The organism is Promicromonospora noduliphila (genome assembly GCF_056951025.1).
Genome location: NZ_CM167806.1, coordinates 147715 through 173964 on the forward strand (window position 1 = coordinate 147715; position 26250 = coordinate 173964).

The following is a 26250-nucleotide window of genomic DNA, read 5'->3' on the forward strand; positions in this document are numbered from 1 at the left end:
ACATAAGTGCCAGCTCTACTCACTCGATGACGAGGAGATGCCATGCTCCGGCACAACCGGGCGGCCGCCGTCCGCCTGACGATCGCAGCGGCGACCGCCGCCACAGCGGTCCTGACGCTCACCGCCTGCGGCAGCGGCGGCCCCGAGTCCGACGGGACGGTCACCGTCTGGACCGTCGAGACCCAGCCCGAGCGCCTCGCCATCCAGGAGGCCGCGATGGCCGCTTGGGCGGCAAACGCGGAAGCGGCCGCCGGCGTCGAGACCGAGCTGGTGCCGGTCGAGGAGGACCAGGTCTCCCAGCTCCTGTCCGCCGCAGCCCTCTCCGGCGAGGACATGCCCGACGTGGTCAACGCGATCAGCCCCGGGCTGGTCCGGTCGTTCGACCGCGACGGCTACCTCGACCGGGACGCCGCCGCCGAGGTGGTCGAGGCGCTCGGCGCGGACACCTTCACCCCGGAGGCCCTCGAGCTGACCAGCGACGGCGACGAGCTGCTGGCCGTGCCGTCCGACGCGTGGCCGATGATGGTCTACTACCGCACCGACCTCTTCGAGGAGGCGGGCCTCGAACCGCCCACCACCTACGACGACCTGCGCGCGGCCGCCGAGGAGCTCACGACGAGCGGCCGGCACGGGATCACGCTGTCCACGGACGCGGCCGACCCCTTCACCCAGCAGACGCTCGAGTTCCTCGCCCAGGGCAACGGCTGCGAGCTCGTGGACGACGCCGGTGAGGCGACCCTCGACAGCCCCGAGTGCACCGAGACGATCGAGCTGTACGCCGACCTGGCGGGCGAGTTCTCACCGGAGGGTACGCAGGGCGTCGAGTCCACGCGCGCCTCCTACTTCGCCGGGCAGGCCGCGATGATCGTCTGGTCGTCCTTCCTCCTGGACGAGATGGCCGGCCTGCGCGAGGAGTTCACGCCGTCGTGCGACGAGTGCGCCGACGACCCGGGCTGGCTCGCCGAGAACACCGGCGTGGTGCCGGTGGTGCAAGGGCCGTCCTCCGGCGGGGACGCCGCGGGGTACGTCGAGTTCGTGTCCTGGGGTATCACCGACGGGGCCGATCCGGAGACCGCGGACTTCGTGGAGTACATGATGTCCGACGCCTACGTGGACTGGCTGTCCATGGCGCCGGAGGGCAAGGTGCCCGTGCGGACCGGCACCGCAGACAACCCGACCGAGTACACGGACGCGTGGTCCGGGCTGCAGATCGGCGTCGACACCAAGGCGACGTTCTCCGACGTCTGGCCCGCCGACGTCACCGACACCCTGGCCGCGGCGCCCGAGTCGGCCGATCGCTGGGCGCTGCCGCAGGGCCAGGGCGCGATCCTCGGCCCGATCACGAGCGAGCTGCCGCTCGCGAAGGCGGCCGCCGACCTCGGGGCGGGCAGCACCGACGCCGCGCAGGCGCAGGCGACCATGCAGGAAGCGGTGGCCGAGATCGCCGGCCGCGACTGACCCATGGTGACGTCGCTGCGGCGGTCGGAGAACCGCGACGGGATCGCGCTCGTCGTGCCCGTCGTCCTGGTGGTGGCCGCGATCATCGTGGTCCCCATCGTGTGGACCGTCGTGCTCTCGTTCCAGGACGCGCGGTACGTGGACGTGGCCCGCAACGGGCTGTTCAACGAGCTCACGCTCGACAACTACGCCGACGTGCTCACGGCGCCCGCGTTCTGGCAGGCGCTGCTCACCACGGTCGAGTACTCGGTGGCGACCACCGTCGGCTCGATAGCGGTGGGCCTGGTGGCGGCGCTCGCGTTCCGGGACCGGTTCCGGTTCCGGGCGCCGCTGCGCGCCGTCATGCTCCTCCCGTACGTGGCGCCGGTGGTGGCCACCACGTTCGTCTGGCAGGTGGCGCTGAACCCGCAGTACGGCGTGGTCAACGCGTTCGGCACGCAGGTGCTGGGCTGGGAGCACCCGGTCAACTTCCTCGCGGCGGCGCCCACCGCGCTCCTCACCGTCATCGTCTACGACATCTGGCGGTACTTCCCGTTCGCGTTCATGTTCCTCGGGGCGGCCCTGACGGGCCTCAGCCGCGAGATCGAGGAGGCCGCGGTGGTCGACGGCGCCACGCCGCTCCAGAAGTTCTGGTTCGTGGTGCTGCCCCAGCTCCTGCCCACGGTGGCGCTGCTGGTGCTGTTCCGCATGGTCATGGCCTTCAACGAGTTCGACGACGTCTACCTGCTCACGGGCGGCGCCGCGGGCACGCAGGTGGCGTCGGTGCGGGTGTTCGAGCAGCTCACCGGGTCGAGCGACATCGGGAGCGCGAGCGCCACGGCCGCGGTGATGGCCGTCTTCCTGGGCATCGCGCTGGCGATCTACCTGCGCCTGACGGCCCGGCAGAGGGAGGCGTGATGGCGACGGAGACGGTCACCGGCCGGACGACGGCGCGGCGGGGGACGAGCGCCGTCGTCGTGCAGACCCGGGTGCTGCAGGTGCTGCGCGTTCTGGTGATCGTGGCGCTCGTGGTGGCGACGGTGCTGCCGTTCCTCTACATGCTGTCCCTGAGCTTCGTGCGGATCGACGACCTGCTGCGCGACCCGTTGCGCGTGCTTCCCGCCCTCGACCGGATCACCACGGAGACCTACCGCGAGGTGCTGGCCTCGGAGGAGGACGGCGGGTACGGGTTCGCGCGGTTCATGCGCAACTCCGCGGTCGTCGCGGTCGCGGCGTCGGCGCTGACCGTCGCCCTGGTGGTGCCGGCGTCGTACGCGCTGACGCGCCTGCGGTTCGCCGGGCGCTCGCAGGTCTCGTGGCTGTTCCTGGCCGTCTACCTGTTCCCGACGATCATCATCGCGGTGCCGGTGTTCGTCGGGTTCCAGGTGCTGGGGCTCGGGTCGTCGCTGGTGGGCCTCGTGATCGCGTACGTGGCGCTGACCGTGCCGGTCTCGGTGCACATGCTGCGCAACTACCTGGCGGGCATCCCGGAGTCGATCGACGAGGCGGCGGTGATCGACGGCGCCTCGCGCCTGCAGATCCTGACCCGCATCACCGTGCCGCTCGCCATGCCGACCATCATGTCGACGGCGCTCTACTCGTTCATGATCGCGTGGAACGAGTTCCTGTTCGCGCTCCTGTTCCTCTCCGCCAAGCAGGACCTGTGGACCGTCTCGCTCGGGCTCACCCGCCTCGCCGACGGTCAGGAGGTCTCGAAGACCGTCCTCATGGCGGGCAGCGTGCTCCTCACCGTGCCGATCGTGATTCTGTACGGGGTGGCCGAGCGCGCCCTCACCGAGGGGCTGACCGCCGGGGCGGACAAGGGCTGACCGGCCGCGGAAGAACTGAGGAACAACGTGGCAGCAGGCGCGGGCGAGATCCTGCAGCTCATCCGGAGCGGACGGGCGACGACGCGCACCCAGGTGCTGGAGGCGACGGGGCTGTCGCGCGTCACCGTGGCGCAGCGGATGGACGCCCTGGTGGCGGCGGGCATCATCCGCGCGGCGGGCGACGCGGGCGCCACCGGCGGGCGGCGTGCGGAGCGGTTCGTCTTCGACCCGACCGACTCGCTGGTGCTCGTGGCGGCCCTGGAGCTGGGGGACGTCGCCCCTGACGGCCCGGCGGCGCGGGTCCCGGGGGCTCGCTCGTCGGTCGGGGCGTCCCATGCCGCGACAGGGCGGCAAGTTCGCTCGGCGGACACGGCGGCGCTCGCCGTCGTCGACCCGCACGGGGCGCTGCTGGCCCGGGCGACCCTGGCCGTCGACCTCGGCGCGGGGCCCGGCACGGTGGTGCCACGCCTGCTGGATGCCTTCGAGGTGCTCCTGGCCGATGCCGGGATCAAGCCGGGCGCCGTCGGCGGGGTCGCGCTGTCGGTGCCGGGCCCCGTGGATCCGCACGACAGCCGGCTGTCGGACCCGCCCGTCATGCCGGGCTGGGGCGCGTGGCCCGTCGTGGAGGCCGTGCGCGAGCGGTTCGCCGTGCCGGTCCACCTGGAGAACGACGCCGACGCGATGGCGTACGGCGAGCTGGGCGCGCTGCGGCACGAGCGGTCGGGGGACGGCCGCCCCCAGCCGTTCGTGCTGGTCAAGATCTCCGGGTTCCTCGGGGCCGGGCTCGTCATCGACGGCCACATCTACCGCGGGACCGACGGCGGCGCGGGCGACATCGGGCACGTCGACGTCGGCGGCGACGCCGTCTGCCGGTGCGGTCGGCGGGGATGCCTCGCCGCCGAGGCGGGTGGGGCGGCGCTGCTGCGCCGCCTCGGTGAGGCCGGGGCCGACGTCGGATCGCTCGCCGAGCTGCGGACCCTCGCCGAGCGCGGGGACCCGCTCGTGACGGCGGAGCTGGACCGGGCCGCCGGGCTGATCGGGCGGGTGCTGGCGGTGGTGGTCGGCGTGCTCAACCCGGCCGACCTCGTCGTGGCCGGCGAGCTGGCGGTGCCGACCGTGATCGCCGGGATACGGGCGGGCGTCTACGCGGGGGCGCAGCCCAGGGCGACCGCGCGCCTGCGGATCCGGCCCGCCGCGCTCGGGCCGGACGCCGTGCTCGTGGGGCTGGCGCGGGTCGCCGTCGACGAGCGGTTCTCTGCCGAGGCGGTGGATACCCGCCTGGGCTGACCACGAGCGGGTGATCTTCGGGGGTTTTACTGAGTTGTGATCAATAGAAGGGTCCGTGGCGCCGGATCCGCGGGTAACTTCTGCGCAGACGCCCGCGACGACGGGCTTCGTGCTCGCCAACGGCGGCGGGCCCGGCGGACAGGGGCGCCGGTCGGACAACTTTCGCGGGCAGCGGTGCCCGCGAAGCGAGAGGCGAACCTATGACGCAGCTTCATGCATCCCGAACACCCAGATCGGGCCCGGGCCCCACCATCCTGACGGCGCTCGGCGTCGCCCTGCTGCTGGCCGGCACCATCGCGGTCACGGCCTTCATGCTCCTGTTCCAGGGACAGGTCGCCGACGGCGCGAACCGGCTGGCCGACGGCGCGGGCGAGCTGAACGATGGCGTCCAGGCGGACCTGGTCTCCGGCGTCGGCGACCTCGGTGCCGGGGCCAGCGACCTCAATGCCGCCGTGCAGGACGACGTGGTTCCCGGCGTCGAGGCATTGGCGGACGGTGCGGGGCAGCTCGACTCCGGCGCGGGTGACCTGCGCGAAGGCGTGATCAAGCTGCACGACGGATCGAAGAAGGTCGCGGACGGCACTGCGGAGACGGCGCAGGATGTCTCGGAACTCGCCGATGCGTCGCTGCGGCTCACGGACGGTTCCATGAAGATCAACGAGGGTCTGGCGGAGCTGAACGATGGTTCTGAGCAGGTCAATGCTGGTCTCGGGACCCTGAGCTCGAAGGCGCCGGCGCTGGCCGACGGTGCGAAGCAGCTTGCGGGCGGATCCCTGCTCGTGGCTGCCGGTGTCGCGACAGTCAGCGACGGTGTGACACCGCTCGACGCGGGTGCGCGTCAGCTCGCCTCCGGGGCGCGACTCGTCGCTGACGGCGTGGGCGAGGTCGACTCCGCCGCAGCGCAGATCGCAGGCGGTTCCGCGCAGGTCCGCGACGGGAATCAGGCGCTCAGCGCCGGACTGTCGCAGCTCGCGGCCAACAACAGCACGATCCTCAGCGGAACCACTTCCGTCCAGGCGGGTGCCGGCAAGCTAGCGGCCGGCGCCGTGACCCTCGACGTGGGAGCTGACCAGGTCGCCGGCGGCCTGGCACAGCTCAACGCTGGTGCGCCCGCGCTGGCCGACGGCGCACGTGACGCGGCGGCGGGTGCAGAGGAGCTGGAGTCCGGCACGGCGGCTGTGGCCGGTGGTGCCGCCGCGGCACAGAGCGGCGCGGGCACCCTGGCCACGAAGATCGGTGGCCTCGTCGCCGGTGCAGACCAGGTGCAGGGCGGCAACCTGGCTCTCCAGGACAAGCTGATACAACTCGCCGCCGCCACGGACGACCCAGACCTCAAGGCGCAGCTCGAGGCGCTCGCAGCGTCGTCGGGTGGTCTGGCGGCCGGGGCCGGTCAGGTCAGCGCCGGCGCTTCCCAGGCGCAGGCCGGCGCGTCTGGACTCGCCTCGTCGCTCGGCGACCTGTCGGCGGGCGCGTCGAAGGCCGCCGACGGTGCCAAGAAGCTGGCTGACGGCACGGCTCTCGTGTCGGCCGGTGCGCAGAAGGTCGCGGGCGGTTTGGCACCGCTCACGACTGGTGCGGCCAGCCTCGCGGCCGGCTCGGAAGACCTCAAGGTCGGCAGTGCGAACCTGCAGGCCGGCCTGGGGCAGCTCGCTCCGGGGATCCAGCAGTACGTGGCCGGCGTCGGCTCGGCGTACGCGGGTAGCGCCGAACTTGCCGCGGGCGCGAAGAGCCTGGCGGGCGGTACCGCGCTGCTGGCGCGGAACACGCCGATCCTGGCGGCTGGAGCCGAGTCGCTCGCGTCCGGGAACGCCTCGCTGGCAGCCGGCACCGGCCAGCTCAAGGGTGGCTTGCCTGCTCTGCTCGCCGGCGCGACTCAGGTCGCCGGCGGCAACGCCGAGCTGGCTGGCCAGACACCAGCGCTCGTCTCCGGCGTGCAGCAACTGCACGACGGATCCGGAAGGCTGGTGGGCGGGTCCGCACAGCTCCACGACGGATCCGGTCGCATCCTCGACGGGATCATCGAGGTGCGCGACCGCGTCGTGCCGAAGGTCGAGAAGTCGCAGCGCCTCGCCGACGGGTCGGCGGACCTCCGCGACGGGCTCAAGGCGGCCCGGCAGGGCACCAGGACCCTGGTCGGCGGTACGGGCGACCTCTCCGACGGCACGCAGGAGCTCGCCGCCGGCGCCACCACCCTGGCCGACGGCACCCAGCAGCTCGCCGACGGTTCGGCCGAGCTCGTGGCGGGGACAACGGAGGTGGCGTCCGGTACGGCGCTGCTGTCCGACGGCACCGGGGAGCTGCGCACCCGGGTGGACGGCTCGCCGGCGGGCGCCCTCGGCGTCGGCGTGGTCATCTTCGCGGCGCTCGGCGTGCTGGCCGCCGTCGCGGGCCTGATCCTGCTGGGTCGGCGCCGCGCCTGACCCTGCACCCGATCGCCGGGGCAGCGCACCGCGCCGCCCCGGCGATCGGCACGTCGCAGCCCGGCGATCGGCACGTCGCAGCCCGGCGATCGGCACGTCGCAGCCCGGCGATCGGCACGTCACAGGTCGGCGAGCATCTGGTCCAGGCGGTCGATCTCCGCCATCTGGTCGGCCGCGATGTTGTTCGCCAGCTCCAGCACCCGCTCCTCGCTGCCCGACGCCGCGACCTCCTCGCACATGGTGAGCGCACCCTCGTGGTGCCTGATCATGCCTTCGAGGAACAGGCGGTCGAACTCGGCTCCCGACGCCTCCTCCAGCTCCGCCAGCTCGCCCTCGGTCAGCATCCCCGGCATGTCGGCGGCGTCGTGCCCGTGCTCCGGTGCGCGCGGGCCGGAACCGTCCCCGCCCTCCGCCGTCACGGGCACGGGGTACTCGTTCTCCTTCAGCCAGTCGGACATGAGGTCGATCTCGCTGCCCTGCACCACGGAGATGCGCTCGGCGAACGTCTTGAGCTGCTCGGACGCCGCACGCTCCGGCGCCAGGTCCGACATCTCGATCGCCTGGCCGTGGTGCCAGATCATGTCGGTGAGGAAGTCGGCGTCGGCCTTCGAGAACGGCGCGTGGGCGGGCGCCCCCTCGTAGTCCTCCGGCGCGATCGTCTCGGCAGCCTCGCCCGGCTTCCCCGGCTGCAGGACGACAGAGCTGGGCGTCGAGACGGCCTCCGGCTCCTCGTCCGGGCTGCAGGCCGACACCACGAGGGCCGGCGCCAGCACGGCCGCACCGATCGCGAGGGCTCGGATCCGCGGTCGTCGTCGTGCGGTACCAGTCAGCATCTCCACGGTGATCCTCTCTTGCGGGCTGTCGCGGCGTCGTCCGGCCTCGTCGGTGAACCGTAACGAGGATCCTCTCAGGCGATTTGTCACCGGTGTGTAAAAAGCGCCCAATTTCCTGGTGCTGGGAGAACCCTGTGAGTCAAACTCGGTCCACCGACCTAGGAGGTGTGACGCCCTTGCGTCGATCGACCTTTACCCGTCAGCAAGTACGGGGCGCCGCTGCTGCCGCCCTCGTGGCGACGCTCGCGGCAGGCTCACTCGCTGTCGCGGCACCCAGCCTGGCATCGCCGGGCGACGATGCGGCGGACCTGTCCACCGCAACTACCACCACGTCGACGTCCTCGGCCGACCCGGACGTACCGCCGGGCGAGACCGCGTCGTCGAAGATCACCCACCTGAGCAACCAGCCCAAGAACGGTGCGCTGCTCAGCACCGGCTCCGACATCGCCTTCCAGGGCAAGTACGCGTTCGCCGGCAACTACGACGGCTTCACCGTCTACGACCTGACTGATCCGGAGAACCCCGAGCAGGTCGTGCAGGTGTACTGCCCGGGCGGGCAGAACGACATCTCCGTCTACAAGGACGTCCTCGTCCTGTCGACGGACTCGTCGCGCAGCGACGACTCCTGCAACTCGACGTCGCTCCCGGCCACCAACGAGGCCGCGTGGGAGGGCATCAAGGTCTGGGACATCTCCAACCCGCTGGAGCCGGAGTACGTCCAGTCCGTGGAGACCGCCTGCGGTTCCCACACGCACTCGCTCGTGCCGTCCAAGAACAAGCGCGACCTGTACGTGTACGTCTCCTCGTACTTCCCGTCCGAGACGTACCCGGACTGCCAGCCGCCGCACGACACGATCTCGATCGTGAAGGTCCCGCTGCGCTCGCCGGAGTCCGCCCGCATCGTCTCGACGCCGAACCTGTTCCCGGACGGCGGCTACGGCGGTGACGACCGTGGCGCGTACACGGAGACCACCGGCTGCCACGACATCACCACCTACGCCAAGTACGACCTGGCGGCGGGCGCATGCATGGGTGACGGCATCCTCATGGACATCTCGAACCGCGAGCGTCCCCGGGTGATCAGCCGCGTCCGCGACACGGAGAACTTCGCGTTCTGGCACTCGGCCACGTTCAACAACGACGCCACCAAGGTCGTCTTCACCGACGAGCTCGGCGGCGGTGGTCTGGCCACCTGCAACGAGGAGTTCGGCCCGACGCTCGGCGCCAACGGCATCTACGACATCAAGCGCAAGTGGTTCGGCAAGAAGGAGCTCGTCTTCAAGTCGTACTACAAGATCCCGCGCACCAACTCGGACAACGAGAACTGCGTGGCGCACAACGGTTCGCTGATCCCGGTCGAGGGCAAGGACCTGATGGTCCAGTCGTGGTACCAGGGCGGCGTCTCGGTGTTCGACTTCACCGACTCGCGCAACCCGCGTGAGCTGGCGTGGTTCGACCGTGGCGAGGGCATCAGCGGCGGTGGCACCTGGTCCACGTACTACTACAACGGGTACGCGTACTCGAACGACCTCGGCATCGGGTTCGACACCTTCGAGATCGACGACTCGATCGACCGGAAGGCCGAGAAGGTCCGCCTCGGATCCCTGAACCCGCAGATGCAGGAGTCGTTCGGCCGCTGAGGTGCCCGCACGAGCTGGGCGTGAAGCGCCGACCCGAGCTGGGCGCGCCGGCACCGGCGCACAAGGCTGCCCGACGGCGTCGGGGTGCTTTCCGTACGGAAGGCGCCCCGGACGTCGTCGGGCAGCCGTGCGTCGCCTGGGGCAATTTGTCACCACTGTGTAAAAAGTCACCAGAGTCCTGGTCCTGGGAGCCTCCTGTGAGCAACACTGCCCCCAACCGACCTAGGAGGTGTGACGCCTGTGCGTCGTCCAACCTTGATTCGATCGCGCGCACGGGGCGGCGCCGCTGCCGCCCTGACCGTGATGTTCGCCGCCGTGGCCGTCGCACTCGCGGGCCCCGTCGCGGCGTCTACCGCAGATCCGGACGTTCCGCCGGGCGAGATCGCGTCCTCGAACATGACCCACCTGAGCAACCAGCCCAAGAACGGTGCGCTCCAGGGCACGGGCTCCGACATCGCCTTCAAGGGCAAGTACGCGTTCGCGGGCAACTACGACGGCTTCACCGTCTACGACCTGACCGACCGGGAGAACCCGGAGCAGGTCGTGCAGGTGTACTGCCCGGGTCTGCAGAACGACATCTCGGTCTACAAGGACATCCTGGTGCTGTCGACGGACTCGTCCCGCAGCGACGACTCGTGCAACTCGACCTCGCTGCCGGCCACTGAGAAGGCGGCGTGGGAGGGCATCAAGGTCTGGGACATCTCCAACCCGCTCGCGCCGGAGTACGTCAAGTCGATCGAGACCGAGTGCGGTTCGCACACGCACTCGCTGGCACCCTCCAAGGACGGCCGGAACGTCTACGCCTACGTGTCGTCGTACGCGCCGAACGAGACGTACCCCGACTGCCGGCCGCCGCACGACTTCGTCTCGATCGTGAAGATCCCGGTGAAGCACCCGACGTCGGCGGCGCTGGTCGCCACGCCCAACCTGTTCCCGGACGGCGGGTACGAGGGTCGACCCGGTGCCTCCGCCACGAGCGGCTGCCACGACATCACCACCTACGCCAAGTACGACCTCGCCGCCGGCGCGTGCATGGGTGACGGCATCCTGATGGACATCTCCAACCGCGAGCGTCCCCGCGTGATCAGCCAGGTGCGCGACACGGAGAACTTCGCGTTCTGGCACTCGGCGACGTTCAACAACGACGCCACCAAGGTGGTCTTCACCGACGAGCTCGGCGGCGGCGGCCTGGCGACCTGCACCGGCGAGTTCGCGCCGGAGCTGGGCGCCAACGGCATCTACGACATCAAGCGGTCGTGGTTCGGCAAGAAGAAGCTCGAGTTCGCCTCGTACTACAAGATCCCCCGGATCAACACGGCCGAGGAGAACTGCGTGGCGCACAACGGCTCGCTGATCCCGGTCAAGGGCAAGGACCTCATGGTCCAGTCGTGGTACCAGGGCGGTGTCTCGGTGTTCGACTTCACCGACTCGGACAACCCGCGTGAGGTCGCCTGGTTCGACCGCGGCGAGGGCCTGAGCGGTGGCGGCACCTGGTCCACGTACTACTACAACGGGTACGCCTACTCGAACGACCTGTCGGTCGGGTTCGACACGTTCGAGATCGACGACTCGATCGACGGCCGGGCCGAGCGGGTCAAGCAGCACGAGCTGAACCCGCAGATGCAGATGCCGTTCCCGTACTGAGCACCTGATCTGTTGGAGGCCCACCGGCGGTTGCCGTCGGTGGGCCTCCGGCATCATCTTCGAGACCGAGGTTCCTTCGCTCTCAACCCGCTCAGAGCAAAGGAACCTCGGCCTCGAAAGGGAGCGGTGTGAGCCCGGCACGGGGCGTGCGGGATTTCCGTGATGGCGCGGCCTCGGGTTTCTGTGGCACTCTCCCGGACATGACGCCCCAGGAGTCGACGACGACCGAGGACCCCAGCACCCCGCCGTCCGGCGGCAAGCCTGGGGACGACGCCACGCCTCCGCCGTCGGCCTATGGGCTGGGGCGGCGGCTGCGGATCATGGGGGCCGTGCTGGCCGGGGGCCTGGCCGTGGTGCTGGCGCTGCTGCTGTGGCTCGGCGTGCTGGTCCCGGCCAAGCAGGAGGCCGCCGGATACTCCCCCGCCGACGTCGCCTACGCCGAGACGATGGTGGAGCACAACGCGCAGGCCGTGCAGCTCACGGCGCTCGCGCCGGGGCGGTCAACGGACCAGGCGGTGCTGGAGCTCGCCGTCGAGGTGGGCGAGGCCTCGGTGAGTCGCGTGAGCGACCTCGCCGGCTGGCTCGAGGCCCGGGAGATCCCCGTCCCCACGGCGGGCACGGAGGCGCTCGCCCTCGGCGAGAACGGCCTGGACACCGAGCTGCCCGACGGCGGCGGCAGCGGGCCCCGGGCCGGCGCGAACGCCCACTCGCACGAGGGCGGGAACCACGGGATGCTCACGGACGAGCAGGTCGACGCGATAGCGGCGCTCGACGGGTCGGAGTTCGACATCGCGCTGCTGGCCGCGCTGGTCGAGCACCACTACGGCGGGCTGCAGCCGGCCGACGAGGAGATCGCCGGCGGCGAGGACGCCGACGCGAAGGCGCTGGCGCAGTCGGAGGCGGACGAGATCCGCGCCGAGGTGGAAGAGGTACGCGAGGTGCTCGCCGCCGTCGGCGGTCCCGGGTCGACGAACGCGAGCGCGAACTAGGGCGGGCCGGGACGCGCGGCGACCCCCGGCCCGCGCCAAGCGCCTGACCGGCGCCACGCCCGGCGCGGCCCGGAGTCCCGCCGCGTCAGGGCGCCGTCACGAAGATGTCGAACAGCTCCGGGTGGTGGCCGTGCACCAGGACGCCGAACACCACGGCGTCGAACAGCAGGTGCACAGCCACCACGTAGGTGAGCGACTTGAACTTGGCGAAGATCCAGCCCTGGACCAGCGCGAACGGCACCGTGAGCAGCGGACCCCACTCGCGGTAGCCGAGCTCCCAGAGGAACGACACGAAGATCATCGACTGCAGCACGTTCGCCTGCCACACCGGGAAGTGCCGGCAGTACAGGGCGAACACGACGCAGATGAAGAACAGCTCGTCCCAGATGCCCACGGCGTTCACGCCCACGAACAGGCGCCAGATGTCCTGGGACCCCTCCAGGTCGGGCCAGTTCAGGTACGCGCCCGAGCCCAGGAAGTAGAACGGCAGCACCAGGTACCCGACCACCACCACGATGACGAGGTAGGTCCACTGCCCGCGGCCCCACCGGCGTCCGGTCGCCACGGGGAACTGGATCGTGTCCTGCCTGAGCACGAACCGGGACAGCGCCCAGGGCACCAGCACGGCCCCGCCGAGCGCGAGCGTGAAGCGCAGCATCCCGGCGTCGGACAGGTCGGCCTCCAGGGAGATCAGCGAGATGATCCCCATGCCGACGCCGATCAGCGCGAGGTCGCGGCCCAGCGCGCGGTCGGCCCACAGGCCCAGCGCGATGCCCAGGACCAGCGGCACGTACGCGATCGGCCGGATGTGCACGGCGAACAGCAGGATCGCCGACGCCGACACGAGGAAGGCGGCGGTCAGGCGGGCGGGACCGGCCAGCGGCCCGGACAGAGTGAGGGTCACGGGGACGAGGCTCCCACACGCCGCGTGTCGGACGTGCAGGTCACTCCCGTGATCCGTCCGGCTGACGCCGAGGTTTCTCGGCGTCCGGGCCTGGTTCTTCGTGTTCCGGGGCAACTAGAGTCTGTCCACGGTAACGATTCACCCAGTATCCGGCCCGCCGTCCACCGGCTCGGGCCGGGCCACCCGGCAAGGAGGCCGCCGTGCGCTCACCCGAGCACGTTGAGCTGGTCCGGAACGATCCGGACCTCCCCCCGGTCGCGATCATCGACCGCCGACCCATGACCACCGGCAAGAAGCTGATCTTCGCCGCCATCGGACTCCTCGCGGCGATCGCGTGGGCGCTCGTCGCGTTCGTGCGCGGTGAGTCGGTCAACGGTGCGTACTTCGTCGTCGCCGCCGTCGGCACGTACATCATCGCCTACCGCTTCTACGCGCGGCTCATCGAGTACAAGGTGGTCCGGCCGCGCGACGACCGGGCGACGCCCGCCGAGGAGCACGAGAACGGCCGCGACTTCGCGCCCACCGACCGGCGCGTGCTGTTCGGGCACCACTTCGCCGCCATCGCCGGCGCGGGGCCGCTGGTCGGGCCCGTGCTCGCCGCCCAGATGGGCTACCTGCCGGGCACGCTGTGGATCATCATCGGCGCCGTCCTGGCCGGCTGCGTCCAGGACTACCTCGTCCTGTGGCTGTCCACCCGCCGCCGCGGCCGGTCGCTCGGCCAGATGATCCGCGACGAGATGGGCTCCGTCGGCGGTGCCGCCGGCCTCATCGGCGTGTTCGTCATCATGATCATCATCCTGGCCGTGCTCGCCCTCGTGGTGGTGAACGCCCTGGCGGAGTCGCCGTGGGGCGTGTTCTCGGTCGGCATGACCATCCCGATCGCCCTGTTCATGGGCGCGTACCTGCGGTACATCCGTCCGGGCCGGGTGTCAGAGGTGTCCCTCATCGGCGTCGCGCTGCTGATCCTCGCGATCGTCGCGGGCGGCTGGGTGGCCGACACCACCTGGGGCGCCGAGCTGTTCACGCTCGAGCCGGTGACCGTCGCGTGGCTCATCGTCGGCTACGGGTTCCTCGCGTCCGTGCTGCCCGTGTGGCTGCTGCTCGCCCCGCGCGACTACCTGTCCACGTTCATGAAGGTGGGCACCATCGTCCTGCTCGCCGTCGGCGTGCTCGTGGCGCAGCCCGCCGTCCAGGCGCCGGCCGTGTCGAGCTTCGCCATCGAGGGCAACGGCCCCGCGTTCGCCGGCGCGCTGTTCCCGTTCCTGTTCATCACCATCGCGTGCGGCGCGCTCTCCGGGTTCCACTCCCTGATCTCGTCCGGTACGACGCCGAAGCTCGTGGAGAAGGAGAGCCAGCTCCGGATCATCGGCTACGGCGGCATGCTCACCGAGTCGTTCGTGGCGATCATGGCCCTGGTCACGGCGATCTCCATCGACCAGCACCTGTACTTCACGATGAACGCCCCCGCGAGCCTCACGGGCGGCGAGCCGGGAACGGCCGCCGAGTACGTGAACGGCCTCGGTCTGGCCGGACCGGCGGCCACGGGCGCGGAGATCCAGGGCGCGGCGGACGCCGTGGGCGAGGAGTCCATCGTCTCCCGCACCGGCGGCGCCCCGACGCTGGCCTTCGGTATGTCCCAGATCCTGGGCTCGTTCCTCGGCGGCGCGAGCCTGCAGGCGTTCTGGTACCACTTCGCGATCATGTTCGAGGCGCTGTTCATCCTCACGACGGTCGACGCGGGCACGCGCGTCGCCCGGTTCATGCTGTCCGACACGCTCGGCAACCTCGGCGGCCCGCTGCGCAGGTTCCGTGACCCGTCCTGGCGCGTCGGCGCTTGGATCTGCTCCGTGGTGGTGTGCGGCCTGTGGGGCGCGATCCTGCTCATGGGCGTGACCGACCCGCTGGGCGGCATCAACACGCTGTTCCCGCTGTTCGGCATCGCCAACCAGCTCCTCGCCGCCATGGCGCTCGCCCTGGTCACGGTGGTCCTGGTGAAGAAGGGCTACCTGAGGTGGGCGTGGATCCCCGCCGTCCCGCTGGTCTGGGACCTGGCGGTGACCATGACGGCGTCGTACCAGAAGATCTTCTCGCCCGAGCCGACCCTCGGGTACTGGGCGCAGCACACCGCGTTCCGCGAGGCGCGGGACGCGGGCGAGACGTCGTTCGGAACGGCCGCGGACCCCGCGGCGATGGACGCCGTCATCCGCAACACCTTCATCCAGGGGACGCTGTCGATCGTGTTCGCGGTGCTCGTGCTGGTCGTCGCGCTGGTGGCGCTGTGGGTGTGCGTCAAGGCGATCCGGGCCGGTGGACTGCCGACCACCGAGGAGCCGGACACGCCGTCGGCCACCTTCGCGCCGTCGGGCCTCATCTCCACCGACGCGGAGCGGGAGGTGGCCGCGCAGTGGACCGCCTACTACGGGGAGCACCCGGACAAGCTCCGGGCGGGGACGCACGCATGAGCTCGCTCTCCGTGCGCCGGGGCTGGCGCGCCCTCGCCTGGTACGTCACCGGCGTGCTGGGCGAGAGCGACTACCAGCGGTACGTGGCGCACCTGCGCCGCGTGCACCCGGACGCCGCGGTGCCGACGGTGCGGGAGTACTGGCGGAACCGCTACGCGGAGCAGGACGCCAACCCGGGCGCGCGCTGTTGCTGACTCGGGCGCGATCGTCGTGAACGGCTAGTGGTGCCCGGCGGGGAGAGACCCCGCCCCGGGGTCGTGTTGCTGAAAGTGGACGTTGTCTACTGTCAGTGACACACCCTGGGGAGCAACTGTTTCCCAGGAGAGCTGGACCGGCGCTCAGGGGCCCCACCGCGGGTCAGCCGCGCAGGACGCCGGTCGAGGCCTCTGCCAGCGCGTCCAGTTCTCGCCGGCTCAGGGTCAGGCCGGCCGCCGCGGCCGCCTCCTCGGCGTGCCGCACCTTGGACGCGCCGGGGATGGCCACGACGGTGTCGTCGTAGTAGGTGATCAGCCAGGCCAGGGCGACCTGCGTAGGGGTGGCGCCATGCGCGGAAGCGACGGCGCGAAGCTCGTCGATCAACGGCCGCGTGCGTTCGAGGGCGCGCGGCGAGTACCCGTAGCGGCCGCCGGCGATCAGGCGCCGGCTGTTGCGCAGCGCCCGCACGCGCGAGGGGTCCTCGTGAAACTTCCCCGTGAGGAGTCCGGCCCGCAGTGGCGCCGACGCGATGAGCGTGACCCCCAGTCGGCGCGCCGTCGCGAGCACCCCGTCTCGTTCGAGCGTGCGGTGCACCAGGCTGATCTGCGTCTGGTTCGACAGCAGGGGGATGCCGCGGGCGGCGAGCACGGCGTGGGCCCGTTCGAGGTCGGCGGCGCCGAAGTTGGAGACGCCGACGCCCCGGATGGTGCCCGCCTCGAACAGGCGAGCCATCGCCTCGACCTGACGGGTGATGGGGGAGAGGCTGCCGAACGGGGCGTGGATCTGGTGCAGGTCGAGCGGGTAGCCCTGCAGGGCGGCCAGCCGGCGCGGCGCAGTGGCCTCGATGCTGCGGGCGGTGCGGCCGAACGGCGTCCACTTGCTCGCGATGAGGACGTCGCCGGGCGCGACGCCGAGGCCGCGCAGCGCCGTGGTCAGCGCGCGCTCCGAGGCGCCGCTGCCGTACATCTCCGCGCTGTCGAACCAGGTCACGCCGCCCTTGAGGGCTGCGCCGACGATCGCATCGACCTCGTCCTGCGGGACGGGTGGGTAGAAGCCGATACCGGTGCCGGCGAACTGCATGCAGCCGAGCCCGATCGGGCTGATCTCGCGTTCGCCGAGGTGGCGGATGGATGTCATGGGGGTGCTCGCTCTCGACTGAGACAGTGATGTCTCAGTAACGATACATATGCGTCCCGGAGAGCGACAGCCCGTGTTCACGGTCGCGTACGGTCTACCCATGGCCGCCGCTCTGTCCCGCCCCGCCACCGCGATCGTCGACGAGGTGGTGCGCGCCCTCGGCATGCGGCTCGAGACGGCGAGCATGGCCGACATCGCCCGCGCCGCCGGCGTCGGCCGGGCCACGCTGTACCGGTGGTTCCCCACCCGCGAGGCGCTGCTGCGCGGTGTGGTCGCTGTCGCGATCGACCGCATCGCCGAACGCGTCAAAGACGCCGACCTCGATCAGGTGGCGGTGCGTGAGGGCGTGGCGCGGCTGACCCGCGCGTTCATCGTGACGGGCGGCGCGTTCACGGTGCTGGCGCACATGGACGTCAAGGACGCCAAGGACGAGGCCGACCTGGACGAACGGGTCGGCAAGCCGCTGCGTGCGCTCCTGGCCCGCGGCGTCGACGACGGCACGCTGCGCGCCGACGTTCCCGTGGCCACGCACGTCGCGGCCCTGTCGGCCCTGCTGGAGATGGGCGTGCACCTCGTGGTCGGCGGTGTCGCCGCGGAGACGGCAGCGGCCACCGTCACGTCGCTGTTCCTGGACGGTGCCGCGGCCTGACCAGGCCTCGTTTCAGGTCAGGTGGTCGAAGTCGCCCCTCGTCCACGCCGCGTGCCGCTCCGCCGACCGCTGCACGATCTCCCGGGCGTCGGTCGGGATGATGCCCCGGAAGTTGTTGTAGAGCCGGTCGAACTCGAAGCGCCCCACGTGGTGCGCGACGCGCTGCACCACAGGTCCCGACAGTGGGATCCGGTTCGGGTAGCTGCGCATGAAGGACACGGACGTCCGGTCGGGGTTCGCGAAGATCGTGTCGCCGCTCAGCAGCACACCCTTCCCCTGCGCGCCCGACGCCCAGTGCGCCACCGCCGAGCCCGGGAAGTGCCCGCCCGGCTGGCTCAGCGTCACGCCCGGCAGGATCTCGCGGTCGCCCTTCCACAGCTCGACGGCGTCGTCGCGCCGGGCGAGCCAGCCGGCGTCGGCCTCGCTGACCAGGATGGGGACCCCGCCCAGCCGGCGGCTCCACTCCACCTGCACGCCGTACATGTGCGGGTGGCTGGCCACGATGTACGCGAGCCCGCCGAGGTCCTGCACCGCGGCGACCGCGGCGTCGTCGACGTAGCCGGGGACGTCGAACATGAGGTTCCCCGCCGGGGTCCTGGCGATCTTCGCGGTGGGGCCGATGCCGACGTCGGGCACGGTGGTGAGGCCGAACAGGTCGGGCTCCAGCTCCTCGACGCTGACGCTCTGGCCCTCGGCGGCGAGCTCCTCCAGGGTGGTCCAGTGCTGCCCGTCGGCGGGCACCCACTGGCGTTCGTCGGCGCAGATGGCGCACACGTCGGGCCGGGACTCGTGCTCCACGCCGCAGGTACTGCAGATCCAGAACGTCATTGAACGGTTTCCCTTCGTGAGGCAGGTGCTCCGCCACCATGCGTCACCGGGCGGGCCGTGTCCAGCGACTTACGCGCCGGCTGGCCGCTGTGCGCCGGTTGGCGCCGGCGGTCCGGGTCCGCTGGGCGTGGCCAGCTCTCGCGGAAGGTGGCCGAGCCTCGCCCGGAGGAGGCCGGCTCCGTCCGACGGCGGAGCGCGCCGGGCGGCTCCGCCTCCAGGCGGAAGCGGTGGCGTCCCCGAGTTCCTAGGCTGGGGGCATGGCCGATGCACCACCTCGTTCCGACGCCGGGCGGTCCGACGCCCGGCAGCCCGCCGCGGCGCCTGGACGCGCCGAGGGCGTGGGCGGCCGCGTGCTCGACTGGTTCGGCGTCGACTCGGACTGGGAGCGCGTCCCCGCCGACCCCGCCCGCGCCTACCGGAACGACCTGTGGCTGGGTGCGGGGTTCGCCGCGTTGGCCGCGCTCTCCGTCGAGCTGGGGCGCAGCATGGGCTTCTTCGAGGACCGCCGTGAGCCGCTGTGGCTCATCCTGCTGCTCGGGGTGCTCAGCACCGCCCCGCTGGCGTGGCGCCGTCGCTACCCGCTGATCTCGCTCACGGTGGTCTACGGGTTCTTCCTCGGGCTCGGGCTGACCCTTGCGCCGCTCACCGTGCTCATGCCGATGCAGGTCATGTACTTCGTCGCGCTGTACACGGCGGTGGCGTGGGCGCGGGACCGGCGGGCGATGCTCGTGGTGGTGAGCGTCTGCGTCCTGGTGATGTTCACGTGGCTCATCTGGATGTTCGCGGTGCAGCAGGGCATCGAGACGATCCTGGAGGAGTTCCCGACCCCTGCCGACTGGCCCGGCCTGATCGACCCGTACCTCGCGAACACCGTGTACACGCTGATCATCAACATCGCGTTCTTCGGCGGCGCGGTCCTGGCGGGCCAGATGCAGTGGAACGCCGCTCGGCGCCGGGAGCAGCTCGCCGAGCAGGCCGTCACCATCGAGACGCAGGCCGCGGCCCTCACCGACCAGGCGGTGGTGAGCGAGCGGGTGCGGATCGCGCGCGAGCTGCACGACGTCGTCGCGCACCACGTGTCCGTCATCGGCATCCAGGCGACGGCCGCGCGCCGCGTGCTCGGCCGCGACCCGGCCCTCGCGGCCGAGGCGCTCGCCACCATCGAGCGCGAGTCGCGCGAGGGGGTCGCACAGATGCGGAACCTGGTGGGCACCCTCCGCTCGGTGCCGGACGGCGGCGCGCCGGGCTCCGCGACGTCCGACGGCGCCTCCCGGGCACCCGAACCGGGGCTGGCCGACCTCCCGGCCCTGGCCGCCGCGGACCACGACGGGCTCGACACGACGTTCCGCCAGGTCGAGGAGCCGCCCGGCGCAGCGGCCGACGTGCCGGCCCCCATGGGGCTCAGCCTGTACCGGACGGCCCAGGAGGCGATGGCCAACGTGCGCAAGCACTCGACCGCCCGCTCCGCGACGGTCACGCTGCGGGTGGTGCGCGGCCCGGACGCGCTCGCGGACCGGCAGTTCGCGCACGGCTTCGCGGAGGTGGAGGTGCTCGACGACGGGCGCCCCCGCCACGGGACCTCCGGCTCCGGGCTGGGGCTGCTCGGGATCCGGGAGCGGGTCGCGACGCACCAGGGTGTGGTCGAGATCGGGCCGCGCGCCACGGGCGGGTACCGGGTGCGGGTGCGGTTGCCGCTTCCGGCGCCGGTGTCCGCGGTGGCGCCGTCGTCCGGGTCCGGTGCCGCGCCGTCGTCCGCTGCCGTGCCGGGAGCGCGCCGGACGGCGGCGGACCGGCCGGACGAGGGACCGGCCTCTGCGGTGGATACCCGTTCGGCGGAGCTGCCGGCCGCGGCGTCGGAAGGCCCTTCGGGGGACGTGTCGGCTGCCGTGGCGGAGACCCGGTCGGAGGCGGCCCGGTGACGCGCGTCCTGCTGGTCGACGACCAGGCGCTGGTCCGTTCGGGCTTCTCCCTCATCCTCTCGGTGGAGGACGACGTCGACGTGGTCGGCGAGGCCGGCGACGGTGCGGCGGCGATCGAGCTGACGCGCGAGCTGCGCCCCGACATCGTGCTCATGGACGTGCAGATGCCCGTGATGGACGGTATCGAGGCGACGCGCCGGATCGTCGCGGAGGATCTCGCCAAGGTGCTGGTCCTGACGACGTTCGACCACGACGAATACGTGTTCGACGGTCTCGCGGCGGGCGCGTCGGGGTTCCTGCTGAAGAACTCCGACGCCGAGCATCTCGTGGACGCCGTGCGGACGGTGGCGGCCGGCCATGCGTTGCTCGCGCCGCAGATCACGCGACGGGTGATCGAGCAGATGGTGGCGGGGGAGCGTCGGCCGGCGGCCGGGCCCGCGCGTTCGACGGCCGGGGCCGGGGTGGTCGGCGCCGCGGGAGTGGCCGGGCCAGCGGGGGCAGCTGGGCTCCCGGGGGCGGCGGCGAACCAGAGCGTGGGCCAGGCCGAGGTACCTGCCGGTCTTGCTCTCCTCACGCCGCGCGAGCGCGAGGTGCTGGAGCTGGTGGGTACCGGGCTGTCGAACGCGGAGATCGCCTCGACCCTGTTTCTCGGCGAGGCGACCGTGAAGACGCACGTCTCGAACGTCCTGGCCAAGCTGCACCTGCGCGACCGGGTCCAGGCCGTGGTCCTCGCCCACCGGGTGGGCCTGGTCTGACCCGCAGCCGCCGCCGACCCGCAAGTTGCCGTCACATCGCGTCGCCGAACCGAAACGACACGCTGACCGAGCGTCGGATACCGGCGTGTCGTTGCGGTTCGACGCCGGGGAGCACGTGGAAGTTGCGGTTCGGCCGTGGTGGTTAGGCGGGGGTCGGCCGTGGAACGACTGGAAACGGATGACGGGGTAATCGGGTGACGGGGTAATCGGGCGTGCGCCGTCCGCTGGATATGTGCAGCGGAAATGGCGGGACCCCTACCAGGAAGGCCCCTATTTCTCTGGGTTGACCGAGCGGAAATTTCACCCGCGAATTCAGACTATTCGACCGATTCCGGCGAAGAACTGGCCGACGGTTCCGGCGACGGCTCGGTCGTCGGTTCCGATGACGGTTCGGTCGACGGCTCCGGCGACGGCTCCGGCGTGGGAGACGGCTCCTCGGACGGCTGCGCCGTGGGCTCGACGGTCGGCTCCGCCGACGGCTCGGTCGTCGGGGTGGGCTCCGGCGTGGGCGTCGGAGTTGGGGTGGGGGTCGGCGTGGGCGTCGGCGTGGGGGTGGGCGTCGGCCGGGTCGTCGGCTTCTGCGTCGGCCGGTCGGTCGGCTTCGGCGCGGGCGGGTCCGCGGGCCGCGGGGTCTGGGTCGGCTCCGAACCGCCCCCGAAGTCCGGGTCCGGCACCGGCGTGATCGTGAAGTCGCCGGACGGCGGGGTCGGGTCCGCCACCCCCGTGTCCTCGGGAGCCTCGGGAACGTCCACCGGCTCCGGCGGGGGCGTGTACTTGAACGGGTTCCCCTGCGGCTCGGGCCGCCCGTGCACGTCCACCGTGCCGTTCTCGCCCGGTCGCGCCACGGGCTCGCGCTTCACCATCATCGGCGGCAGACCCTGCAGAACATCGGGCACCGTTGCCCCGGCCGAGGTCAGCCGGGCCTGCTCCTTCCCGGACGGCTGGACCGCTACGGCACCCACGATCCCTGCGGTCAGCACCAAGGCTGCAGCCGCTCCTGTGACGATCAAACGCTTGCGCACGCTTAGCTCCCCTGCGGGTTCTGATATTGCCCTGTGGCTCTCTGCGGTGACGCTCCGGTCTGTGCTCACCCGGGCGCGGATCATCCACGGGAGCGCACTGCTCATTTCCCCCCGCGGAAGGCCAGTCGAACCATTCGGCACGACGCTCGTTCCGCACGGGACAATACGTGCCAGACCCCCATCGGCAACCGCAAGGTGTAATACCACACCGCCACCCGCGGTCAGCACCCCTTCGCTCGGCGGAGGGCGGTTCCGTCCTGCGGCGGATCCGCCGCAGGCGGAGGGCTCATAGCGTGAGGGTCATGAGCGATCTGGAGGTGCGGGACCTGACCCGCGTGTTCGCCTCGGCCGACCCACCACGGCGGGCGGTGGACGGCGTGAGCTTCACGGCGTCGTCGGGCCTGCTCACGGGGTTCGTGGGCGGGAACGGCGCGGGCAAGACGACGACCATGCGGATGATCATGGGCGTGCTGGCGATCACGAGCGGCGAGGTGCGGTTCGGCGGCGCGCCCGTCACCCGGAGCGACCGCCGCGAGTTCGGCTACATGCCCGAGGAGCGCGGTCTCTACCCGAAGCAGCCCGTGCTGGACCAGCTCGTCTACCTGGCGCGGCTGCGTGGCATCGCGGCGCCGGTGGCCCGGCGTGAGGTGCTGGAGCACCTCGACCGGCTGGGGCTCGCGGGCCGCGCGAAGGACCACGTGGAGAAGCTGTCCCTGGGCAACCAGCAGCGCGTGCAGATCGTCGCTGCGGTCATGGGACAGCCCAAGGCGCTCGTCCTGGACGAGCCGTTCAGCGGCCTCGACCCAGCCGCCGTCGACGCGATGGCCGACCTGCTGCGCGAGCACACCCGGCGCGGCGTGCCCGTGCTGTTCAGCTCGCACCAGCTCGACCTCGTGGAGCGGCTGTGCGAGCGGCTCGTCATCCTCGGCGGGGGCAAGGTGCTGGCGGACGGGACACCCGACGAACTGCGGGCCAAGGGCGTCACCAGGCACCGGCTGGTGCTGTCGGGCGACGCCGGCTTCGTGCGCGGCGTGCCCGGCGTGCTCGCCGTGGACGTCGACGGCTCGTCCGCCCTCGTCGAGGTGCACGACGACGCGGCGGCCACCCGCCTGCTGTCCGCAGCCCTCGACCGGGGCGCGGTCCAGGAGTTCTCCCCCGTACGGCCCACGCTGGCCCAGATCTACCGCGAGGTGACCGCATGAGCCGGGGGCGCGGTACAGGGCGCAGGGACGAGGCAGGCGGTCGGAGCGGAGCCGCAGGCTCACGCGGAAAGGACATGGCATGAGCAACGCCTGGATGCTGGTGGCGACCCGCGAGATCGTGGTGCGGGCCCTCAACAAGGGGTTCCTGATCGGCCTCGCGGTCACGGTCGCGATGATCGGCGGGCTGATCGCCTTCACGGCCTACCAGGAGGGCCGCACCGAGTCGTTCGATGTGGCGGTCGTCGCGGGTGACGACGCGGCGGACAGGGCGCTCGGGTCCGCCGTCGCGGCGGCCGAGGCGGCCGAGGAGCCGATCGAGCTCGGCGTGGTGCGGGTGGACGACGAGGCGGCGGCCGAGGCCGCCCTCGAGGACGAGACCGCCGACGCCTGGCTCAGCTCCGGAACCGGCGCCACCGCCGACTGGACCCTCTCGGCCTGGCGTGAGCCCGACAACGACCTCGCCGCGCTGGTCGAGACCACGATCCGCGAGCAGGCCATGGCCGAGCGGGCGGCCGAGGCGGGCACCACCATGGCAGCCCTCACGGCGGGCAGCGAGGTCCGGACCGAACGGCTCGACGGCAACCCGGTGGACCCGCAGGTCGTGTTCGTGGCCGGGTTCGTGCTCGCGTTCCTGTTCTTCATGGGGGCGGTGGGCTCCGGCGCGATGATCGCGGGCAGCGTGATCGAGGAGAAGCAGTCGCGGCTCGTCGAGATCATCGCCACCGCCGTGCCGCTGCGGCAGCTCCTCGCGGGCAAGATCATCGGCAGCTCCGTGATCGCCCTGGCGCAGAACCTCCTGCTCGCCGCCGTCGGGCTCATCGGGGTCTCGTTCACCGACCTGTCGGCGATCCTGCCCGCGATGACGGCGACGATGCTGTGGTTCGTCGTCTTCTTCACCGTCGGCTTCGTCGCGGTGGCGGCGCTGTACGCGGTGGCCGGCTCGCTCGCGTCGCGCACGGAGGACCTCCAGTACACGACCAGCCCCCTGATGATGCTGCTCATGGGCGTGTACATCGTGACGTTCTCGGCCGACGGCGTCTTCGAACGCGTCCTGTCGTACATCCCGCCCGCGTCCATCGTCTCGATGCCGGTGCGGGTGCTCAACGGGGACACCCTCTGGTGGGAGCCGCTGGTGTCGCTGCTCATCCTGGTGGCGGCCACCGTCGGCGCGGTGCTGCTCAGCGAGCGCGCCTACCGGGGAGCGCTCATGCAGACCGGTGGCCGGGTCACGTGGAAGGCGGCCATGGCCAGGGACAGGGGCACTACTCTCGGGGCGTGACCGAACGCACGGAGTACGACGACACCGGGCACGACGACGGCGCGCCGGCACGTCCCGACCCGGAGCAGAAGGTGCACACCTTCGACCTCATCGACGAGGTGCCCGGTGTGTCCGACGGCCCCGGTGCGTCCGGCGACGGGGCGGACCCGGACGCCGTCCGCCCCGCCGCCGGTGGGACCGGCCCCGACGGGACCGGCCCCGACCCGGCGGACGAGCCGGCACCCCGCGAGCCCGGCCGGGTGGCCGTGGCACTCGCGGGTGCGCGCACCGCCGTCGGGCAGACGGCGCGGCGTGGTGCGGCGGCGGCCCGACGGCGGATGCCCACCACCCGCCGGGGCAGGGTGCTGCTGGCCGGCGGGACGGCGGCCGTCGTCGTGCTCGCGGTCGTCGCAGGGGTGCTGGTGAACGCGGAGCTGCGCGAACGCGCGCTCCTCGCGGCCCCCGGTGGCGTGCGGAGCCTCGCCGAGGAGCCCACCGAGCAGTGGTCGATCGACCTCGACAACCCCCTCTCGGCGACCCTGGTGGCGATGCCTGGGGTGCTCGCGATCGCCGGCGACGCCAAGGTCCAGGGCGTGGACCCGGCGTCGGGCGACGTGCGGTGGACCGTGGACGTCGGGGAGAACCCCAACTGCAGCCCGACCACGCGCCTCGGCGTCGGCGGGCCGGGCGCTCAGGAGCCGGCCGACCCGCTGGTCTGCGTCAGCACTGCCGGCGACGGCGGGCAGCAGGTCACCGTCATCGATCCCGACGGGGCGGCGACCACCCGCGAGCTCGACCAGGACGCGATCGTCGCACCGACGGCCGGCGGTGGCCTGCTCACCTTCGAGCTCGTGGGCGGCGACCAGGAGGAACGGCCGGTGGTGGTCGACAAGCTGGGCGCCCCGCACCTGCCGAAGGGTTTCGTGGGGCCGGACCTGGTGGTCCGCGAGGAGCACGCCGCCACGGGGGACGAACGCTGGAGCGAGACCGTCGCCTTCGGGGAGCCGCGGCCCGAGACCTGCGTCTCCTACACCGACGACGACCCGGTGCTCGACGTCGCGGGCTCCCTCGGCTGGGAGCTGCACGACGACGTGATCGAGGTGCAGGGCTGCGGCGTCGCGGCGGCGTTCCTGCTCGACGGCACCCGCCTCGACGACCCGGAGGATCCGGCGGACCCGCCGGCCGACGGCGTGGACACGGCGTCGTTCGCGTCCTTGCCCGACGGCGGCTGGGTGGGTCCGGGTCCGACGCTCAACGACGCCGGGGTGCCCAACGACGTCGTCCACCTGCCGGACGGGGGCACCATCACGCTCGACGGCCAGGCCCTCGTACCGTGGGCCGGCGACGGCCGGGACCCGGGCCTGCTGCTGGAGAGCCTCGGCCGGCGCACCCACGCCTGGTCCACCTCCGGCGACGACGCGGGCGCCGGCCTGTGGTCGGCCCCCGGCCTTGCGGCGACGGTGCTGCTGGCCCGCGTGTACGGCACCGCGGTAGTGATCGACGACCAGGGCGCGGTGCGCGCGATCGACCTCGGCACCGGCGCGGACCGCTGGACCCTCGACCCGGAGGTCCTCGCGTTCGGCGACATGGCCTGGGCCGCGAGCTCGTTCGTCTTCGGGGCCTACACGGACGGCGACACCGTGCTGCTGCCGGTGTCGACCGACCCGGGCGGGGACGCGTCCGGGCTGCGGCTGCTCGCCGTCGACCTCCGGGACGGCTCGGTGCGCTGGGACCTCGAGCAGGACACCCCGTACACGCAGCTCGTGAGCGTCGACGGGTACCTGGCGCAGATCACGCAGCAGGGCGTCGTCGGGCTCGGCTGAGCCCACAGGCCGGGCGA

21 protein-coding genes are annotated in these 26250 nt (G+C 71.9%); 16 read left to right on the top strand and 5 right to left on the bottom strand.

The annotated features are described in order from the left end of the window. The first annotated feature begins 42 nt into the window (after positions 1 to 42). From AC0QU1_RS00625 to AC0QU1_RS00645, 5 genes are all read left to right on the top strand, one after another. Entirely contained in the window at positions 43 to 1458 is a 1416-nt protein-coding gene (locus tag AC0QU1_RS00625; RefSeq protein WP_483573734.1) for an ABC transporter substrate-binding protein, read from the top strand. Between the two features lie 3 nt (positions 1459 to 1461). Further along, complete coding sequence (locus tag AC0QU1_RS00630; protein ID WP_483573735.1) at positions 1462 to 2355, top strand: carbohydrate ABC transporter permease; 894 nt, start codon at positions 1462 to 1464, stop codon at positions 2353 to 2355. Further along, on the top strand, positions 2355 to 3266 hold the full coding sequence (locus AC0QU1_RS00635) for a carbohydrate ABC transporter permease (protein ID WP_483573736.1): 912 nt from the start codon (positions 2355 to 2357) through the stop codon (positions 3264 to 3266). Before AC0QU1_RS00630 ends, AC0QU1_RS00635 begins: the two co-directional genes overlap by 1 nt. A gap of 27 nt (positions 3267 to 3293) precedes the next feature. Then, the gene (locus AC0QU1_RS00640; protein WP_483573737.1) at positions 3294 to 4553 is read left to right on the top strand and encodes an ROK family transcriptional regulator; all 1260 of its coding nucleotides are present in this window, start codon (positions 3294 to 3296) and stop codon (positions 4551 to 4553) included. Positions 4554 to 4753: 200 nt separating this feature from the next. Next, positions 4754 to 6973, top strand: coding sequence for a hypothetical protein (locus AC0QU1_RS00645; protein ID WP_483573738.1), 2220 nt, complete (start codon positions 4754 to 4756; stop codon positions 6971 to 6973). Positions 6974 to 7092: 119 nt separating this feature from the next. Here the strand turns inward: AC0QU1_RS00645 and AC0QU1_RS00650 are convergent, their stop codons facing one another. Continuing rightward, positions 7093 to 7806, bottom strand: coding sequence for a DUF305 domain-containing protein (locus AC0QU1_RS00650; protein ID WP_483576602.1), 714 nt, complete (start codon positions 7804 to 7806; stop codon positions 7093 to 7095). A gap of 167 nt (positions 7807 to 7973) precedes the next feature. Here AC0QU1_RS00650 and AC0QU1_RS00655 point away from each other — a divergent pair, with 167 nt between their 5' ends. The 3 genes from AC0QU1_RS00655 (at position 7974) to AC0QU1_RS00665 (ending at position 12079) form a co-directional block, all read left to right on the top strand. Continuing rightward, positions 7974 to 9446: an LVIVD repeat-containing protein gene (locus tag AC0QU1_RS00655; RefSeq protein WP_483573739.1), complete on the top strand. Its 1473-nt coding sequence runs from the start codon at positions 7974 to 7976 to the stop codon at positions 9444 to 9446. Between the two features lie 255 nt (positions 9447 to 9701). After that, positions 9702 to 11090 (top strand): LVIVD repeat-containing protein, encoded by a 1389-nt coding sequence (locus AC0QU1_RS00660; protein WP_483573740.1) that lies wholly within the window; start codon positions 9702 to 9704, stop codon positions 11088 to 11090. Between the two features lie 200 nt (positions 11091 to 11290). Next, positions 11291 to 12079 (top strand): DUF305 domain-containing protein, encoded by a 789-nt coding sequence (locus AC0QU1_RS00665; protein WP_483616356.1) that lies wholly within the window; start codon positions 11291 to 11293, stop codon positions 12077 to 12079. Positions 12080 to 12164: 85 nt separating this feature from the next. On the opposite strand, the gene AC0QU1_RS00670 is transcribed toward AC0QU1_RS00665, so the two are convergent. After that, complete coding sequence (locus tag AC0QU1_RS00670; protein ID WP_483573742.1) at positions 12165 to 12983, bottom strand: CPBP family glutamic-type intramembrane protease; 819 nt, start codon at positions 12981 to 12983, stop codon at positions 12165 to 12167. A 200-nt stretch (positions 12984 to 13183) separates the two neighbouring features. On the opposite strand from AC0QU1_RS00670, the gene AC0QU1_RS00675 reads away from it, so the two are divergent. Both AC0QU1_RS00675 and AC0QU1_RS00680 read left to right on the top strand, forming a co-directional pair. After that, positions 13184 to 15445, top strand: a complete 2262-nt coding sequence (locus AC0QU1_RS00675; protein WP_483573743.1) for a carbon starvation CstA family protein — start codon at positions 13184 to 13186, stop codon at positions 15443 to 15445. Beyond that, entirely contained in the window at positions 15442 to 15639 is a 198-nt protein-coding gene (locus AC0QU1_RS00680) for a YbdD/YjiX family protein (RefSeq protein WP_483573744.1), read from the top strand. Before AC0QU1_RS00675 ends, AC0QU1_RS00680 begins: the two co-directional genes overlap by 4 nt. A gap of 163 nt (positions 15640 to 15802) precedes the next feature. Here the strand turns inward: AC0QU1_RS00680 and AC0QU1_RS00685 are convergent, their stop codons facing one another. Continuing rightward, on the bottom strand, positions 15803 to 16777 hold the full coding sequence (locus AC0QU1_RS00685) for an aldo/keto reductase (protein ID WP_483573745.1): 975 nt from the start codon (positions 16775 to 16777) through the stop codon (positions 15803 to 15805). Between the two features lie 100 nt (positions 16778 to 16877). Between AC0QU1_RS00685 and AC0QU1_RS00690 the strand changes: the two genes are divergently transcribed. Next, positions 16878 to 17426 (top strand): TetR/AcrR family transcriptional regulator, encoded by a 549-nt coding sequence (locus AC0QU1_RS00690; protein WP_483573746.1) that lies wholly within the window; start codon positions 16878 to 16880, stop codon positions 17424 to 17426. A 12-nt stretch (positions 17427 to 17438) separates the two neighbouring features. On the opposite strand, the gene AC0QU1_RS00695 is transcribed toward AC0QU1_RS00690, so the two are convergent. Continuing rightward, the gene (locus AC0QU1_RS00695) at positions 17439 to 18254 is read right to left on the bottom strand and encodes an MBL fold metallo-hydrolase (protein WP_483573747.1); all 816 of its coding nucleotides are present in this window, start codon (positions 18252 to 18254) and stop codon (positions 17439 to 17441) included. Positions 18255 to 18511: 257 nt separating this feature from the next. Between AC0QU1_RS00695 and AC0QU1_RS00700 the strand changes: the two genes are divergently transcribed. Both AC0QU1_RS00700 and AC0QU1_RS00705 read left to right on the top strand, forming a co-directional pair. Further along, positions 18512 to 20173 (top strand): sensor histidine kinase, encoded by a 1662-nt coding sequence (locus AC0QU1_RS00700; RefSeq protein ID WP_483573748.1) that lies wholly within the window; start codon positions 18512 to 18514, stop codon positions 20171 to 20173. After that, positions 20170 to 20928, top strand: coding sequence for a response regulator (locus AC0QU1_RS00705; RefSeq protein WP_483573749.1), 759 nt, complete (start codon positions 20170 to 20172; stop codon positions 20926 to 20928). Before AC0QU1_RS00700 ends, AC0QU1_RS00705 begins: the two co-directional genes overlap by 4 nt. Positions 20929 to 21245: 317 nt before the next feature. Here the strand turns inward: AC0QU1_RS00705 and AC0QU1_RS00710 are convergent, their stop codons facing one another. Then, the gene (locus AC0QU1_RS00710; protein ID WP_483573750.1) at positions 21246 to 21950 is read right to left on the bottom strand and encodes a hypothetical protein; all 705 of its coding nucleotides are present in this window, start codon (positions 21948 to 21950) and stop codon (positions 21246 to 21248) included. 302 nt (positions 21951 to 22252) lie between these two features. Between AC0QU1_RS00710 and AC0QU1_RS00715 the strand changes: the two genes are divergently transcribed. The 3 genes from AC0QU1_RS00715 to AC0QU1_RS00725 all read left to right on the top strand — a co-directional run bounded on the left by AC0QU1_RS00715 (position 22253) and on the right by AC0QU1_RS00725 (position 26233). Further along, complete coding sequence (locus tag AC0QU1_RS00715; RefSeq protein WP_483573751.1) at positions 22253 to 23152, top strand: ABC transporter ATP-binding protein; 900 nt, start codon at positions 22253 to 22255, stop codon at positions 23150 to 23152. A 79-nt stretch (positions 23153 to 23231) separates the two neighbouring features. Then, positions 23232 to 24431 (top strand): ABC transporter permease, encoded by a 1200-nt coding sequence (locus AC0QU1_RS00720; protein WP_483573752.1) that lies wholly within the window; start codon positions 23232 to 23234, stop codon positions 24429 to 24431. Beyond that, complete coding sequence (locus AC0QU1_RS00725) at positions 24428 to 26233, top strand: outer membrane protein assembly factor BamB family protein (RefSeq protein WP_483573753.1); 1806 nt, start codon at positions 24428 to 24430, stop codon at positions 26231 to 26233. The genes AC0QU1_RS00720 and AC0QU1_RS00725 overlap by 4 nt, the downstream gene beginning before the upstream one ends. The last annotated feature ends 17 nt before the right edge of the window (positions 26234 to 26250 follow it).